This window comes from Alteromonas macleodii (assembly GCF_903772925.1).
GTDB classification, from domain to species: domain Bacteria; phylum Pseudomonadota; class Gammaproteobacteria; order Enterobacterales; family Alteromonadaceae; genus Alteromonas; species Alteromonas macleodii_A.
The window spans coordinates 2,206,939-2,224,438 of the sequence record NZ_LR812090.1; the positions used below are offsets into that span (position 1 = coordinate 2,206,939).

The 17,500-nt window shown below is 44.5% G+C and carries 8 protein-coding genes; all 8 read left to right on the top strand.

Features of this window, described 5'->3' with window-relative positions; translation table 11 throughout:
* The 8 genes from odhB (at position 1) to PCAR9_RS09575 (ending at position 17,499) form a co-directional block, all read left to right on the top strand.
* Positions 1 to 1,512 carry a 2-oxoglutarate dehydrogenase complex dihydrolipoyllysine-residue succinyltransferase gene (gene odhB / locus PCAR9_RS09540; protein WP_179983397.1) on the top strand — a complete coding sequence of 504 codons (1,512 nt, stop codon included), beginning with the start codon at positions 1 to 3 and terminating at the stop codon, positions 1,510 to 1,512.
* 153 nt (positions 1,513 to 1,665) lie between these two features.
* Positions 1,666 to 2,832, top strand: coding sequence for an ADP-forming succinate--CoA ligase subunit beta (sucC, locus tag PCAR9_RS09545; RefSeq protein WP_025255208.1), 1,167 nt, complete (start codon positions 1,666 to 1,668; stop codon positions 2,830 to 2,832).
* The gene (gene sucD / locus PCAR9_RS09550; protein ID WP_025255209.1) at positions 2,832 to 3,704 is read left to right on the top strand and encodes a succinate--CoA ligase subunit alpha; all 873 of its coding nucleotides are present in this window, start codon (positions 2,832 to 2,834) and stop codon (positions 3,702 to 3,704) included. Before sucC ends, sucD begins: the two co-directional genes overlap by 1 nt.
* 170 nt (positions 3,705 to 3,874) lie before the next feature.
* Positions 3,875 to 4,798, top strand: a complete 924-nt coding sequence (locus tag PCAR9_RS09555) for a sialate O-acetylesterase (protein ID WP_179983398.1) — start codon at positions 3,875 to 3,877, stop codon at positions 4,796 to 4,798.
* 472 nt (positions 4,799 to 5,270) lie between these two features.
* On the top strand, positions 5,271 to 8,087 hold the full coding sequence (locus PCAR9_RS09560; protein ID WP_179983399.1) for a TonB-dependent receptor: 2,817 nt from the start codon (positions 5,271 to 5,273) through the stop codon (positions 8,085 to 8,087).
* A 127-nt stretch (positions 8,088 to 8,214) separates the two neighbouring features.
* Positions 8,215 to 9,735: a tryptophan halogenase family protein gene (locus tag PCAR9_RS09565; RefSeq protein ID WP_179983400.1), complete on the top strand. Its 1,521-nt coding sequence runs from the start codon at positions 8,215 to 8,217 to the stop codon at positions 9,733 to 9,735.
* A 298-nt stretch (positions 9,736 to 10,033) separates the two neighbouring features.
* Complete coding sequence (locus PCAR9_RS09570; protein ID WP_179983401.1) at positions 10,034 to 13,084, top strand: TonB-dependent receptor; 3,051 nt, start codon at positions 10,034 to 10,036, stop codon at positions 13,082 to 13,084.
* Between the two features lie 83 nt (positions 13,085 to 13,167).
* A complete protein-coding gene (locus tag PCAR9_RS09575; RefSeq protein ID WP_179985195.1) occupies positions 13,168 to 17,499 on the top strand; it encodes an alpha-1,6-glucosidase domain-containing protein in 4,332 nt (1,443 codons plus the stop codon).
* The last annotated feature ends 1 nt before the right edge of the window (position 17,500 follow it).

Sequence of the window (17,500 nt, forward strand, 5' to 3'; positions counted from 1 at the left end):
ATGACAATTGAGATAAAAGTTCCGGTTCTACCTGAGTCAGTTGCCGATGCCACCATTGCAACCTGGCACGTAAAGGCCGGTGACGCAGTTAAACGAGACCAGAACCTGGTTGATATTGAAACTGATAAAGTAGTTTTAGAAGTTGTGGCGCCAGCGGACGGTACAATTGGTGAGATCCTAAACGAAGAGGGTGCAACAGTTTTAGGCGAGCAAGTTATTGCTAAACTAGAGAAGGGTGGCGCTGCTGCTTCTGAGCCAAAAGCTGATAGCGAGTCTAAAGAAGAGTCTAAGTCTGAATCAGCTCCGGCTGCATCTGGTAAAACTTCAGATGTTAAAGTACCTGTTCTTCCTGAATCAGTTGCCGACGCGACTATCGCTACATGGCATGTAGCCGTGGGTGAGTCTGTTTCTCGTGACCAAAACTTGGTTGATATCGAAACTGACAAAGTAGTACTTGAAGTTGTTGCTCCTGCAGACGGTTCACTGGCTGAAATCGTCGCAGAAGAAGGCGCGACTGTTACAGCTGAAGAAGTTATTGCTAAGTTTGTAGAAGGTGCTGCAAGCGGTGCTTCTGCTCCCGCAGCATCTAGCGAAAGCGATGATAGTGATGATGGCGACAGCAGCGATGCGCTTAGCCCGTCAGTGCGCCGTCTACTTGCTGAAAAAGGCGTAGACGCAGCTAAAGTGAAGGGTACTGGTAAAAATGGCCGTATCACTAAAGAAGACGTAGAAAAGTACCTTAAAGGCGGCGATAGCGCTGCTAAGGCTACACCTGCTGCCGAGTCTGCACCAGCAGAACTGCCAACAGGCAACCGTACTGAGAAGCGTGTTCCTATGACGCGTCTTCGTAAGACAATTGCTAATCGTCTTCTTGAAGCCAAGAACTCTACTGCAATGCTAACAACGTTTAACGAAGTGAACATGAAGCCAATTATGGACCTTCGTAAACAGTATCAAGAGAGCTTCGAGAAGCGTCACGGTATTCGTCTTGGCTTTATGTCTTTCTACGTGAAAGCGGTAACTGAAGCTCTTAAGCGTTTCCCTGAAGTTAACGCGTCTATCGACGGTGATGACATTGTTTATCACAACTACTTCGATGTATCTATTGCTGTTTCTACACCACGCGGCCTTGTGACTCCAGTACTTAAAGATACTGATACACTAGGCATGGCTGGTGTTGAAAAAGGAATTAAAGAACTAGCACTTAAAGGCCGTGACGGTAAATTGTCATTGGCTGAGCTACAAGGTGGTAACTTCACAATTACCAACGGTGGTGTGTTTGGTTCACTAATGTCTACACCAATCATTAACCCGCCACAAAGTGCAATTCTTGGTATGCATAAAATCCAAGACCGCCCAATGGCTGTTAATGGTAAAGTAGAAATTCTACCAATGATGTACCTAGCGCTTTCTTATGACCACCGTATTATCGATGGTAAAGAATCAGTAGGGTTCTTGGTAACCGTTAAAGAGATGCTTGAAGATCCAACACGTCTACTTCTAGACGTATAGGACTTTCGTCTCACGGAATTGTGGTTAGGTGTTAGGCTTGTGTATGCTAGCTTAGCACCTAACGCAACGCTGATATTTGCCCTATAATATCAGTCAAACTAATCAAGTCGCATTTGCGACTTTTGTCTCATAAAAAAATCGGATAGAAACACCATGAATTTGCATGAATACCAAGGTAAGCAGCTATTCAAAGAATACGGCTTGCCTGTTTCTGAAGGATACGCAGCAGACACTGCTCAAGGTGCTGTAGAAGCCGCTGACCGCATCGGCGGTGAAGAGTGGGTAGTTAAGTGTCAAGTACACGCGGGCGGTCGCGGTAAAGCTGGCGGTGTAAAGCTAGTTAAAAACAAAGACGACATTCGCGCTTTCGCTGAAAACTGGCTAGGCAAAAATTTGGTGACTTTCCAGACTGACGAAAATGGTCAGCCTGTGAGCAAAATCCTAGTTGAATCTTGCACAGATATCGCTAACGAGCTTTACCTTGGTGCAGTAGTTGACCGTACAACCCGTCGCGTTGTATTTATGGCATCTACTGAAGGTGGCGTTGAGATTGAAACTGTTGCAGAAGAGACTCCAGAGAAAATCCTTAAAGCTGAAATCGACCCAATTGTAGGTCCTCAGCCTTACCAAGCTCGTGAAATGGCGTTTGCTCTTGGTCTTTCTGGCGTTCAAATTAAGCAATTTACTCAAATCTTCCTTGGCCTAGCTAAGATGTTTGAAGAGCTTGATGTTGCACTTATCGAAATTAACCCGCTAGTTATCAAAACTGACGGTAACCTACACTGCCTTGACGCAAAAGTTGGTATCGATGGCAACGCACTATATCGTCAGCCTAAGCTTAAAGACATGCAAGATCCTTCACAAGAAGACGCGCGTGAAGCTCACGCGGCTCAGTGGGAACTTAACTATGTTGCACTAGACGGTAACGTAGGTTGTATGGTTAACGGTGCTGGCCTTGCAATGGGTACAATGGACATCGTAAACCTACACGGTGGCAAGCCAGCTAACTTCCTAGATGTTGGTGGCGGCGCGACTAAAGAGCGTGTAGCTGAAGCATTTAAAATCATCCTTTCTGATGACAATGTTAAAGCGGTATTGGTTAACATCTTCGGTGGTATCGTACGCTGTGACATGATTGCAGAAGGTATTATCGGTGCGGTTAAGGAAGTTGGCGTAGAAGTACCAGTAGTTGTACGTCTTGAAGGTACCAATGCAGAGCTTGGCCGTGACGTTCTAGCGAACTCTGGTCTTGATATCATTGCTGCTGAATCGCTAACTGATGCAGCGCAGAAAGTAGTTGCTGCAGCGGAGGGCAAATAATGTCTGTATTAATTAATAAAGATACTAAAGTAATTTGTCAGGGTTTCACTGGCGGTCAGGGTACTTTCCACTCTGAGCAAGCAATTGCTTACGGTACGCAAATGGTTGGTGGTGTAACACCAGGCAAAGGCGGCACTGAGCACCTAGGTCTTCCAGTATTTAATACTGTACGCGAAGCGGTAGAAGCAACTGGCGCAACTGCAACAGTTATCTACGTACCAGCTCCATTCTGTAAAGATTCAATCGTTGAAGCTGCAGATGCGGGTATCGAGCTAATCGTATGTATTACTGAAGGTATTCCAACGCTAGATATGCTTTACGTTAAAGAATATGTAGAAGCAAAAGGCGTTCGCATGATCGGTCCAAACTGCCCAGGTGTTATTACTCCTGGAGAGTGTAAAATTGGTATCATGCCTGGTCATATCCACAAGCCTGGTAAAGTAGGTATTGTTTCTCGCTCTGGTACACTTACGTACGAAGCGGTTAAGCAAACTACTGACGAAGGTTTCGGCCAGTCTACTTGTGTTGGTATCGGTGGTGACCCAATTCCTGGTTCAAACTTCATCGACATCCTTCAGATGTTCCAAGACGATCCGCAAACTGAAGCTATCGTAATGATCGGTGAGATCGGTGGTACTGCAGAAGAAGAAGCGGCTGCGTTCATTAAAGAGAACGTAACTAAGCCAGTTGTTTCTTACATTGCTGGTGTTACTGCCCCTCCAGGTAAGCGTATGGGTCACGCTGGTGCAATCATCGCAGGCGGTAAAGGTACTGCTGATGAGAAATTTAAAGCACTAGAAGACGCAGGCGTTAAAACAGTACGCTCACTTGCTGAAATCGGCAAAGCGCTACGCGAAACTACAGGTTGGTAAGCTAACGCTTATTAGTCGAATTGAAAGCCCGCTTTAAGCGGGCTTTTTTGTTTTTAGTATTTTAACCTAATTTACTTTTTGAGTTTTCGTAAGCTTGCAATCGTATTCACATTGTTATGATTATGTTTACCAGTAGTCTTAACGGGTCAATAAAATACGCGAAGAACTATATGAAGAACTGTATTACGAAAAACACCGCAATAGTCTGTTTAGCTTCACTGATTTCCTGCTCGAGTGTAGCCGATGAGTATTTGACCTTTTTCATGGCTGGCCAATCGAATATGGACGGCTATGGGTACGTTTCTGATTTACCGCGTAGTCTAACAAAAGAACAAGATGTCATGATTTTTCATGGTAATGGCGTCTTCGATAATCAAGAGAATGGCGGTGTAGGGAAGTGGGATAAGCTAAAACCCGGTCACGGTACAGGCTTTAAATCAGATGGAAAAGCTAATGCGCTTTCTGAGCGATTCGGAGCAGAGTTAACCTTTGCAAAAGCCATAGAGCAGCAGTATCCAAATAAAAAAATTGCCATTATAAAGTATGCGGTAGGCGGCACTGGACTGGCGCTTAATACGGGTTACAGCAACTGGTACCCCAATTTTAATGAAGGCAAAGGACTTAACCAGTACGATTTCGCTCTAGAAACGATTAACAATGCCTATTCCTTCATTGATATCGACGGGGATGGTGAACCAGATACGCTTAAACCTATGGGCGTTATTTGGATGCAAGGCGAGGCAGATGCCCATGCGAGCGAAGCATCAGCCAATGCATATCTAGATAATCTTACTTCCTTAATGCAGTTATTCCGTGCCGCGTTAAGAACCGATGATTTACCTGTTGTTATTGGCAAAATCACCGATTCCGAAATGGGCGAAGAAGATATTATGCCTTACATAGAAAGGGTGCATTTAGCGCAGCAGCTTTTTGTTGAGTCAGACAATTGCGCTACTTACATGTCTAACTCTGACACATACTCATATGGCGATGACCCTTGGCACTATACCAGTGAAAGTTTTATACAAATGGGGAAAGACTTTGCATCAGCTTATAAGCAAGCCGTAGAGAAGTGTGGATTCGGCGTTGATTAAACATTAGTGGGCCGTTATTAACTACTATCTCTACAAAGCCTCGTTTTTACGAGGCTTTTTTGCTTAAGCTAGCCTGTTATTAACACGAACCTGTTAAAAAGGTTTTTTAGTGCTTTGAATGTTACTATAAACTACAAATATCGCGTTTAATTTCCTTTCTATCCTTTAACAAACCTAGTATCAACACCGCTTGCGTGTCTTTTTTTGAGCATAGATACACAATTTTCCTGAAACTTAATTTCATAAAAATTTTACATATCGGCTGTTGCGCCTGATATGTGTTGTAAAATTACATCACTAACTATTCGTTACTTGTTAAAACCGTGTTGCATAAATTTTATTGAATACGTATGCAGGCAATTGTGCAAAACCTAGGGCATCTATAGCATTGTCCCCGTGAGATGTATTGTCATTTATTTGTCATAAGAACAACAAAAAGACAACAACTATAACCGTATGGGACACCCGTTTTATGAAACAATTTAAACCCAACCTAATTAAAGCTGCGCTTATTTCAGGCGGTATGGCATTTGGAAGTGCACCTGCACTAGCTCAAGAAGCAAACACTGATGCTGTTGATGAAGCTAATCTAGAAGTTATTCAAGTAAGCGGTATACGCGGCAGCCTACAGCGTGCTCAAGCAATTAAAATGGATAATACGTCCATTGTTGAAGCGCTTTCAGCTGAGGATATCGGTAAACTTCCTGACACAAGTATTGCAGAATCAATTGCACGTCTACCAGGTGTTACTGGTGAGCGTCGCAACGGTCGAACAAGTGGTATCTCGGTCCGTGGTTTTAACGAAAATTACGTTGGAACGTCTTTAAATGGCCGTGAGCTTTTGGGGATGGGTGACAACCGAGGGGTTGAGTTTGACCTTTATCCTACGGAAATTATTTCAAACATTCTGGTATACAAAACACCGGAAGCGGGCATGACCACGCAAAACATCGGTGGCTCAATTGACCTTCAAACTGTTAAGCCTCTTACAGCAGAAAGCACCTTTACCGTAAACGGTACATTCGAGAAGAACGCTGAAGATTCTCCGAATCCAGATTTTGATAATGATGGACACCGCGTCTCTGTAAACTTTGTTGACCAATTCGCAGACGATACAATTGGTTTAGCATTAACCGTTGCAACAATGGAATCGCCTCGTCAAGAGCAACAGTTCCGCGGTTGGGGTTATGCCGGTATTAATTTTGACAATGAGCGCCGTGCTCTTGACCCTGTAGAAGTACCAGAAGATACAGTTGTACTTGGTGGACATGACTCTTTCCAACGTTCTGCCATGCTAGAACGTGACTCTTTTGCAGCTGTTGTTGAGTGGGCACCGACAGATAAGTTAAATATTCAACTTGATGCGCTTTACATCGATTTCGTCGAAGACGACGTTCGTCGTGGTCTTGAAGAAGGTGGTGCAGAGTGGGGTACAAGTGCTTATACCATCACAGGTGTTGAAGACGGTCTTGTTACCAGTGGATACTCTGACGGTTTCTACAGTGTTGTGAGAAACGATGCTCGTCGACAGGAAGCTGATCTAACCACTGTAGGTATTAACGCTGAGTACCAAATTAATGATTCTTGGACACTGGAAGTTGATTACTCTACAGGTAAAGTAGAAAAAGAAATCATTGACGTAGAAAGTTACTCAGGTGTTGGTCGTGCAGGCACAGAAGGTCGCCCTCTCACTGCTCGCAGTTGGGAAATGACCTCTACCGGTGTTATGTTCTCAGACCACCCAACTATTGCGCCAGTTGACTTAACTGACCCAACACTTATCACATTAGCCGGCCCACAAGCATGGGGTGCACCACCTCTATTAGAGTCTGATGGTCAAGACGGCTTCGTAAACCAACCTGTTTTCGAAGAAGAGCTTGATACATTGCGCTTCGACCTTAAAGGTTATGTAGATTGGGGTGTGGTTACAGGTCTTTCGGCAGGTGTTGTTTATTCTGATCGTTCAAAATCTAAAGATAACAACGGTGCTTATTTAACGGCTCCTACATATCCAGGCGATGCAGCAATTCCAGACGTATTAGGTGTAACAAATCTAGATTTCATCGGTATCGAAGGCATTTTAGCGTATGACTCGTTAGGCTTATATGAAAGCGGATATTACATCGAAAGTGATGCCAGCCGTGTTCAAAATGATCGCCTAGGTGATACCTACACGGTAGACGAAGAACTCATTACGCTTTACACCAAATTAGATTTGGAAATGGAGTTCGGTGATATCTGGGTACGCGGTAATGTAGGTGTTCAAGTTGTAAACGCAGACCAGCAGTCTACAGGTTTCTCAACTACATCAGATACAGACGGTTACACTATTGCTAATCCAATTAGCGGCGGTGCTGACTACACAGATGTGCTTCCAACGTTGAATCTATCGGCTGAAGTAGCGGAAGGTCAGTTTGTGCGCCTAGGGTTAAGTAAAGTAATTTCTCGTCCGCGTATGGACGATATGCGCCCGAATACACAGGTTACTTTCTCATTTAACGATAACCAAATTGAAAGTACAGACATTGAGAACGGTCCTTGGAGTGGTAGTGCTGGTAACCCGGAGCTTCGTCCACTTGAAGCGAACCAGTTTGATTTAGCTTATGAAAACTATTTCGCTGATACGGGTTACGTTGCAGTGTCTTTCTTCTACAAAGATATTAAGAACTGGCACCGCAGCACATCACTCGTTGCTGACTTTACTGACTTCTATATTCCAGATCTTCATCAAGGTTCTGAAGGCCAAGCGCCTATGTTGTTCGAAGGTCAAGTAGGCAGTGTGCTAGACGGTTTTGAAGGCTTTGTACGTGGCTACGAATTGCAGGGCTCGCTACCATTTGACCTTGTACATGAATCTCTAGAAGGTTTTGGCTTATTTGCAAGTGCTACCTTCATGGACGGTGAAGTTGATGCAGCGCCAGGTCAAAGTGAAACAAGAATTCCAGGCCTTTCAGAAGAGTCTTACAGCATGACTTTCTTCTACGAAAGCAACGGTTTCGAGTTCCGTTTAGCTGCAACGAAGCGTGATCAATACTTGACTGAAGAGCGTGGTTTAAGTCTTGCGTTAGTTGATGCAACTAAGCAGGGTGGAACGCTTGTCGATGCCCAAATTGGTTATGACTTCGGCGAATCTGGTATCGATTACCTAGAAGGTTTACGTGTAACGCTTCAAGCACAGAACTTGACTGACGAGGACGATATTCAAGCATCTGCTGCTGACGGACGCCAAATTACACAGTTCCAGACTTACGGAACAAACTACTTGTTAGGTTTTAACTACAAGTTCTAATCGCTTCGTGTGTGTAAAGCCACCTGCTGCTTTTTGTTTTAGCTTATGCTAAAAGAAAGCAAACGGTGGCTTTTCTTTTTTGTATAAAGAAAAATCGTTAATAGTAGCTGATAAATTCGAGACGTTTATGCTTACCCCTCTTAAAAAATCTATAAACCGCGTCGTAATAGCAGGAGGCGGTACTGCCGGTTGGTTAGCTGCTTCACTTTTGAAGAAGCTGCTTGGCCAGGCTATTGAAATTACGCTTGTGGAATCTGAAGCCATAGGTACGGTTGGTGTTGGAGAAGCAACCATTCCTCCAATTCGACTCGTAAATCAAGTATTGGGTATAGACGAAGCTCAGTTTATTCACGACACTAAAGCTACGGTTAAACTCGCCATTCGTTTTGAAAACTGGAAGACTAAAGGAGAATGTTACTACCACACCTTCGGAGCTCCTGGCAGAAGTATGGCATTTTGTCATTTCCATCACTATTGGGTGAAGGCTCGCCAACAAGGTTTAATGAACGATTTGTGGGATTATGATCTGAATTATCTCGCTGCTGAAGCGGGAAAATTCGCCCAAATTAATGCAAAAGACCCCGTTTTAGAACTTCCGTTTGCCTACCATTTTGACGCCAGTCTGTATGCGCAGTATTTGCGAAAGCTAAGTGAACAAATGGGCGTAGTGCGTGTAGAGGGTAAGATCGCAAGAGTACAACGTTGTAATGACAGCGGATATATACAAGCGCTGCACCTGGAAAGTGGAGAAGTCATTGATGGCGATTTATTTATAGATTGCACCGGTTTTAAAGGCTTGTTGATTGAAGGTGCTTTAGGGGCAGGCTATGACGACTGGTCCCACTTATTACCCTGTGACAGTGCGCTGGCAGTCCCGTCAGAAAGGCACGAAAAAACCGCACCGTACACGCGCTCTATAGCACACGATGCAGGGTGGCAGTGGCGAATTCCGTTACAACATAGGAATGGTAACGGTCATGTTTATAGCTCTCGTTATATAAGCGATGACCAAGCCTGTGACACTTTATTATCAAACTTAGATACTAAACCACTGGGCGATCCAAAGCTGATAAAATTTACAACCGGTAGAAGGCGAAAGCAGTGGTATAAAAACGTGGTGGCGGTAGGCCTATCAAGCGGATTTCTAGAGCCTCTAGAATCAACTAGCATTCACCTTATTCAATCAGCAATTGTGCGTTTAATTCAGCTGTTTCCGCACAATGGTGTGACAAAGAGCTTAATTGACGAATACAACAAACAATCAGAACTCGAATTCGAACAAATCAGAGATTTTTTGGTATTACACTATGTAGTGAATGAAAGAACGGACAGTGCCTTTTTTAACGATATGCGCAACATCACGCTGCCAGACTCATTAGCCCATAAGATTGAACTTTTCAAAGAAAATGGTGTTCTTCAAAGAGAACAAAACGATCTTTTCCTTGAAAGTTCTTGGCTTCAAGTTTTATACGGACAGGGTGTAATGCCAAAGGATTACCATGGCTTAGTAAATAGCGTATCCGATGCACAATTAAATCAAATGTTAACAAAATTGCTAGAACTTAAAAGAGAGCCTATTGCTAAATTGCCTTCACATGACGATTACATAAACGGGATGGTTGCGAAGTACAAGCGTTCAATGAAGTAGGTTACTTAAAGATTTTCTATGTTATTTTGCGTATTCTTAACGCATTAGCGAGGTAAATAAACGCGCATTCTATTAAGCAGCCATATGGCTGCTTTTTTATTTCTGATAATAAAATGTTAACTAAATTGCTAAAAAACCACGATTCATTAAATATATGTTTCTCATATGTAAATGAATACGTATGCATAGCATTGCTCCCTTTTTATACAAACCAGTAGTATTTGGTGTTGAACCATAAGAGGCATTTTTGGGTGTGGTATTCCTAAAAATGTCGATAATAAACAAGGATGGGACACCAATGAAAACATTCAAACCCAGCACTATCATGGCGGCCTTGATCAGTAGTGGGGTCGCGTTTAGTGCGCTGCCGCTCTATGCTCAAGAGTCTCCAGACACACCCGTAGATGAAGTTGAACGACCAGATGAAGATACCTTAGAGCGTATCGAAGTACGTGGTTTCAGTACCAGCTTAATTCAATCACTAAACCAAAAACGTTTCTCTGACACGGTTTCTGAGCAAATATCTGCAGATGACCTTGGCGGGCTTCCCGACGTATCTATGGCCGATGCTCTGACCCGCTTGCCGGGTATCTCGGCAGTGCGTACCGGCGGACAAGCGGCGCAAATCAATATTCGCGGTTTATCAGGTGACTTTGTTTTTTCTACGTTAAACGGTAGGGAGCAGGTATCCACCAGCGGAAGTCGCGCTATTGAATTTGACCAATATCCGTCTGAGCTTATTAGCGAGGCAGCGGTTTATAAATCTCCCAAGGCATCGCTAATTGAAGGCGGTATTGCGGGTACGGTAGAACTAAAAACAGCATCACCACTTGCCATTGAAGAGCAACATAAATTTAGCGCTAACATGCGTGGTATGTATAACGATAGAGCATCCGAAATAAGCGATGCTACAGAATACGGTCATAGACTAAGCTTTTCTTATCAAGGTAAATTTCTAGACGATACCCTAGGTGTATCATTGGGTTATGCACGTCTATTCCAGCCAAGCGTTTCTACGCAGTTCATCGGTTTAGCTTATAACGGTCAGGTAGATGTTGATGGCCTGGAAGGGGATACCGACGGCTCGGCAGACTGTCCAAACTGTGAGCTCATTTCAGAAGGTTTTGAGATGCAGCACAAGGGCGGTGAAGAAACGCGCGATGGCTACGTTGCGGCGTTTGAATGGGCGCCTATCGATACATTCACCTTAAAAGCTGATGCCTTCATTTCAAAATTTGATTCTGAAGCATTTGCTCGGGGATTTCGCGTTAAGTTAGGCGGTATCAACGCGGGTATTACTAACCCGGTTGTAGTAAACAACAGCGTCGTTGGCGGTACTTTTTCTCGCACAGACAATAGCTTCACCCGAGTTGAACTGGTAAACGACGACAATCAAGACTTCGACAGTGTTACTAACTTAGGTGTTAATGCTAGCTGGGAAATATCACCGGATTTAGCAGTTCAGTTTGACGTATCTCGTTCAAGTGCTGAAAGTGACTTTAGAAACGGCTTGTTATGGTCGCTTGTAGGCGAAGATGCGACAGCTGCGAACCCAGTATTTGATGAAAACGTTCAAATATCTTATTTGCTGAACGGCTTAAACCTGCCTGATATTGGTTTTAACCAAACTGATGCCTTTACCGATTTAGACCGGGTCATGGTGAGCAAGTACGGTATCTATCCATTTGAAAACAAAGATGAGCTAGATGCATACCGTGTCGACTTCCAGTATTACGTAGACGCACCAATCATCTCTGGTTTTGAATTTGGATATCGTTATTCAGACCGGGAATACAACAACGATCGCTCTGTCTTTGAATACGGTAATGACAGTGCCTTTTCAGTCAGTGAACCGCCACTTCGTTTAACGTCAGACATGGTTGAACAAGTTGATTGGAGCGGTGATTTTGGATATTTCCCAAGCTATTTATCAGTCGATTTAAACAGTGCGCTCAATGCTTGGTTCCCAGAAGGTAGACCGCAGCCTGTTCAAACATGGGGGCCTGGAGCTGCTGGCGTTATCAATGGCCCAGGAACAGGCCCAGCTACAGCGTGGACACTGCAAGAAAGCGGTGATGTATTTGAAACCGTAAACTCGGCTTACTTAATGGCAAACATCAACACTGAAATTGGTAGTATTCCTGTTACGGGTAATATCGGTGTTAGATACGTTAAAAGCAAACAGAGCTCAACTACACTGCAGCGCGCTACCCAGCTTATTCAAGACTTAGAAACGGGGACGTCGGTTGAGGTAAGCGACCCTACGGCAGGCGCGCAAAACATTACAGATGACGTAGGGCTCATCAATAATTTTTATCGTCCAGCGTTAATCAGCCACGAGTATTCAGATGTACTGCCCTCTATTAACCTGAACTTTAAACTAACTGACGATACTCAGCTTCGAGTAGCTGCCGCAAAAGTAATGGGGAGAGCGCCAATTAACCGTTTTGCGGCGAATGCGTCTACTACTATTGAAACAGTTACTGCGTTCCAAGACAGAGACTCAGGTGAAATCACGCTTTCAAACCCAACAGCAAGGGTTAGTGGTAATGCCCGTAATAGCCCGTACTTAGAGCCGTTTTACGCTACACAGTACGATGTGTCATGGGAATATTACTTCTCAGATACAGAAGGGGCTCTGGTTGTAGCGGGTTTCTATAAAGACATTGAGTCATTTGTAGAAGACATTGAAATAGAGCCTTACGACTTTGAAGCAAACGGCATAGTCATTCCAGACAACGTAAGCGTTCCAGTCTACTTAACCCCTGAATTTGCAGGGCAAGAAGCTGAACTAGCAAGGGATGAAAACGGCGATCCTATCTTTGTTACTGTGCCTACAGAAAACGGAAGCTATAGCACTGCGGTAAATAACGCAGAAGGTGGCTACATTAGAGGACTAGAAGTCGCCTACACGCAAATTTACAGCATGCTACCTGGGTTATGGTCAGGCTTAGGGGTTAGCGCAAGCTACTCATATACGGAAAGTGAAATTCAGCGCACCCTTGGCGATGGCGTTTATGCCGCTAATTTACCAGGGCTTTCTGAAAACGTGGCAACACTAACCGTTTTCTGGGAATACGAGGGCTTTGAAACCCGCCTATCTAGTCGCTATCGCGATGCCTTCGTATCTCAGCAAGTAGCGGTTAACGATCAGGTTGTTAACTTTGATGACGAACTGGTTATTGATTACCAAGCGTCTTACGAAATTAACGACAATTGGAGCGTTCTGTTTCAAGTAAACAATCTAACGGATGAGCCAACCAAAAGCTATTTCGCGTCAGAAGAGCAAACCGGCACTATTCAGTACTTTGGCACCCAATATTACCTAGGAATGACATATCAACTATGAAAAACAACATCTTAGGTAATTTATTTGGCGACGCACAAAAACGTTCAGTTGCCAAAAATAGCGAAAATATTCAGGAGAATTTTATGTTTACTAAAAAGAAAGTAGTGCGGACAGCGTTACTTTTAGTAGGCGCTTATACACTTACGGGTTGCGGCGGTTCTGGCGTAGAGTCAGGCACAAACGATTTGCTTACTTGTGAAGTGCCCAATGTACCTAATGCAGCAGGAACGGCCTGCGAGCCGCCGCCTCCTATTCAATGTGACGCGCCGTTAGTACCTAACGAAGCAAACGACGCGTGTGAAGCTGGGGCCGATCCAAGTCTACCTGCGCCTGTATTTACCCCGTCATCTAATCAAGCGGTACTATATTACAATCGCGCTGCGGTTGACGCGGATAATTCTAGTAACGACGCTGCTTATGAAGGATGGCGACTACATACTTGGAACAATGACGAATGTGATGCCTATGCTGACGCAGACACGGATTGGGCGAACGGTCGAATTCATAGCGGTATCGATCCGAACTATGGGGCCTATTGGATATTAGATCTTAAAGAAGGTTACGGCAGCTGTCATAACTTCATCATTCACAAAGGTACTGATGATGCAGGTAAAGAGATGGGTGGCGGTGATTTTCAAGCTTCATTAGTACAAGACGATGAAACTTTTGTGCGAATGAACTTTACTCTTTCGGGCGAACCAACGATTTTTGAATTCCCGATCATGTCGCTTGGGCCACAGCCGGTTGATATAGAAGGCTTTGGTGCCCATTGGTTAGATGCGAACACCATTTTATGGGATGTTCCCGAAACTGTATCAGAAGTGAAACTTCACTATTCAGCCCAGGCTGATTTACAGAGCACCCTAGAAGAGGGTATCAATGGTAATGAAGTAGCGCTAATGAGTACAACACTTACCGAAGAGCAATCTGCTCGCGCATTGCATTTATCTTCGATGCAGGCGTGGGAAGGAGACTGGTCGGTTGAAGATGCGAAAACTGTACTGACGACACAAGCGGTCGTTGGAGGATATGATGCAGACGGTGCACTTGTAGCAGCAACCGGTATTCAACTGGCAAACGCAATTGATGCACTTTACACCATGGGTGAAGATGATGCCGACGAGGCACAACTTGGCGGGGTTTATACAGACCAAGGTATTACCGCTGCGCTGTGGGCGCCTACCGCTTCGAATGTCGACCTTTTGCTTTATAACGATGATAAAACGTTAAGTCAGCGTATAGATATGGTACGTGATGACGCGTCAGGCGTATGGCGCTATGAAGGCGATATGTCGCTAGACCGTCAGCTTTATCGCTATGAGGTTACGGTATATCACCCTGTTACAGGTAACGTAGAAACCCTGCTTGTAACAGACCCATATTCTGTGTCGCTTAGCACAAACGGTCGTTTCTCACGCTTTGTAAACCTTGCCGATGAAGATTTAAAACCTGAGGGGTGGGATACTCACACCATTCCTACGGTAGAAAATTATGAAGACGCGGTTATTTACGAAGGTCACATACGTGATTTCAGCGTGCGCGATATGTCTACTTCCGAAGAAAATCGTGGGAAATACCTCGCCTTTACCGAAGAGGGAACGGCACCGGTTGAGCACCTTAAAAAGTTGGTAGAGGCAGGGCTAACCTATTTTCATATCCTTCCAGCGAATGACATCGCAACTATTGATGAAGACCCAACTAACACTGTTGATTTGTACGATACAGTGGGCAAACTTTGTCGCTTAAATAGCAGTGCTGCGGTATGTGAAGAAGAAAGCGCGGACACATTATTGATTGATGTTTACAACGCTTACGACCCGTTATCACAAGCGGGTAAAGCTCAGCAGTTGACCGATGACTTACGCAATCTGGATACGTTCAATTGGGGGTACGACCCTCATCACTTTAATGCGCCTGAAGGTAGCTATGCATCAAGTGCTGAAGGTGTTGAACGTATTGTAGAAATGCGCGCTATGATCCAAGCGCTTCATGAAATGGGGCTTCGTGTTGCACTCGATGTGGTTTATAACCATACCAACGCATCTGGTATTTTCAGTAAGTCTGTTCTAGATAAAGCTGTACCAGGGTATTACCACCGTTATGAGGTAGATAGTGGGGCGATTGTCCGCGAAACGTGCTGTGATGACACAGAACCACGTAATGTGATGATGGAAAAATTCATGGAAGACTCGTTGCTTATGTGGGCTGAACACTACAAGTACGACTCTTTCCGTTTTGACATCATGAGTCAGGCAACCAAAGACACCATGGTACGCCTTCGTGATGCTGTTAAAGCTATTGATGAAGACAACTACTTTTATGGCGAGGGTTGGACCAAAATAGACCGCGGTTACGAGCAAGCCAGCCAGCTCAATATGGCCGGTACTGAAATTGGTACTTATAACGATCGCATTCGTGAAGCTATTCGTCAGGGCGCTATATTTCGACCCGAAGATGATGGGCTGTTAAGTGCACAAGACCGTGTGAAAATGGGCATGATTGGTACGCTTAAAGACTATGTATTGGAAACCTCTTCAGGCAGTGCTGGTGCGACGAGTAACTTGGGCGGCTATGCAGAAGACCCCGCAGACATCATTAACTATGTGTCTAAACACGATAATGAAACCTTGTGGGACCAATTAAATTACACGCTTCCACAAGACATCACGTTAGCGCAGAGAGTGCGCGCACAAAATGTGGCTATGGGCATTAACCTAGTGTCTCAGGGGATTCCATTTCTACAGATGGGCGGCGAAATGCTTCGCTCTAAATCAATGGATCGAAATACCTATGACTCGGGTGACTGGTTTAACTATGTAGATTTCACATACGAGACAAATAACTGGAATGTAGGCTTACCGTTAGCACAAGACAATGAAGCCCGTTGGGAAGAAATGGGTGAATTTATTTACAACCCTAACCGTGCAGCTTCTATGGCGGACATTATGTTTGCATCAGACGTATTTGCGGAGTTGCTAAACATTAGAATGACCAGTCCTTTGTTTAGATTAACCTCGGCGGAAGATATTATCGATCGTATTGGGTTCCACAATATTGGTTCACGCCAACAGCGTGGTCTTATCGCAATGAGTATTGACGATGGTGTATCAGATAACAGCGAAGTATCTCGTCAAGACCTAGATATGATGAACGATGCGGTGATGGTTCTGGTTAACACGGGTTACGAAGAGAAATCTATCACTGTAAATACAGCAACCGGCTTTTCACTTCACGCAACACAAATGAACTCAGTTGATGCCGCAGTACGTGGTGCAACTTTTGTTGAGGGTGAAGACGTTAACGGAACCTTTACTGTACCTGCACTGACTATTGCTGTGTTTGTTAAGCCTCAGTCTGGGGCTCAAGGGTACGGTCTATCAGCGTATGCAACTTCTGGCGCGCCTGACGTTGTGCCCTACGGCGATACCCTTACTTACCTTCGTGGAGACATGAACGGTTGGTCAACGGATGATGCATTTACTTATCAAGGTGACGGTGTATATACGGCTACAGCTGCGCTTGAAGGCGGTGTAACTTATGGCTTTAAGTTTGCCTCTGAGGATTGGAGCACGGTGAACTTTGGTGCTGCAGATGGTGAAGATGGGATGGTAATAGCAAAAGAGGAGAAAGTACTTGCTCGGACTAATACTAACCTGTCGTTTACACCTGATATCAGTGCAACATACCTGTTTACCATCGATGCATCAGACAGCGAAGCGCCTATATTAATGATTGAAAACGAAGAACCCTACGTTGGAACGCCTGTGTACCTTCGTGGTGCAATGAACGGGTGGGGTACAGACGATGAGTTTTCTTACCAAGGTGGTCGTATCTATACCTTTGCTCGAGATATTGAGCCTGGCACGTACGAGTTTAAAGTGGCGTCCGAAGACTGGAGTACAGTGAACTTTGGTGCGTTGTCTGCCGACGATGCCGACCGTAACTTAGCGCCAGGTCAAACCCTTGGTTTGGCTGCGACTAACGATAACCTTGTTCTAAACATTGAAACTGCTGATCGCTATGTGTTTGTGTTCAACGTGACTGACTTAGATGCCCCTACCATTGGTGTATTTAAAGAAGCATTTTGGGGAGACACCCAAGTTTATATTCGCGGTGGTATGAACGGTTGGGGTGTAGCAGATATGTTTGAGTATCAAGGAGAGGGTGTTTACGCAGCCGACATCGAGTTAAGTGCAGGTAGCATCGAGTTTAAAGTTGCCTCTGAAGATTGGTCAACGGTAAACCTTGGTAATCCTAACGATGCCGCGAGTAATATCGTCACGCCAAGTGAGCCTAAAATTTTGGGAGCGAGCAATAACAATTTGATGATTGAAATCGCTGAATCTGGCCTTTATGAATTTAAGGTTGCCGGGCCCGATGGTAATGCACCCATGTTGACTGTAACGATGAAATAAA

Coding starts and splice junctions, on each gene's coding strand:
- odhB (WP_179983397.1), top strand. CDS start 1: ATGACAATTGAGATAAAAGTTCCGGTTCTACCTGAGTCAGTTGCCGAT.
- sucC (WP_025255208.1), top strand. CDS start 1,666: ATGAATTTGCATGAATACCAAGGTAAGCAGCTATTCAAAGAATACGGC.
- sucD (WP_025255209.1), top strand. CDS start 2,832: ATGTCTGTATTAATTAATAAAGATACTAAAGTAATTTGTCAGGGTTTC.
- PCAR9_RS09555 (WP_179983398.1), top strand. CDS start 3,875: ATGAAGAACTGTATTACGAAAAACACCGCAATAGTCTGTTTAGCTTCA.
- PCAR9_RS09560 (WP_179983399.1), top strand. CDS start 5,271: ATGAAACAATTTAAACCCAACCTAATTAAAGCTGCGCTTATTTCAGGC.
- PCAR9_RS09565 (WP_179983400.1), top strand. CDS start 8,215: ATGCTTACCCCTCTTAAAAAATCTATAAACCGCGTCGTAATAGCAGGA.
- PCAR9_RS09570 (WP_179983401.1), top strand. CDS start 10,034: ATGAAAACATTCAAACCCAGCACTATCATGGCGGCCTTGATCAGTAGT.
- PCAR9_RS09575 (WP_179985195.1), top strand. CDS start 13,168: ATGTTTACTAAAAAGAAAGTAGTGCGGACAGCGTTACTTTTAGTAGGC.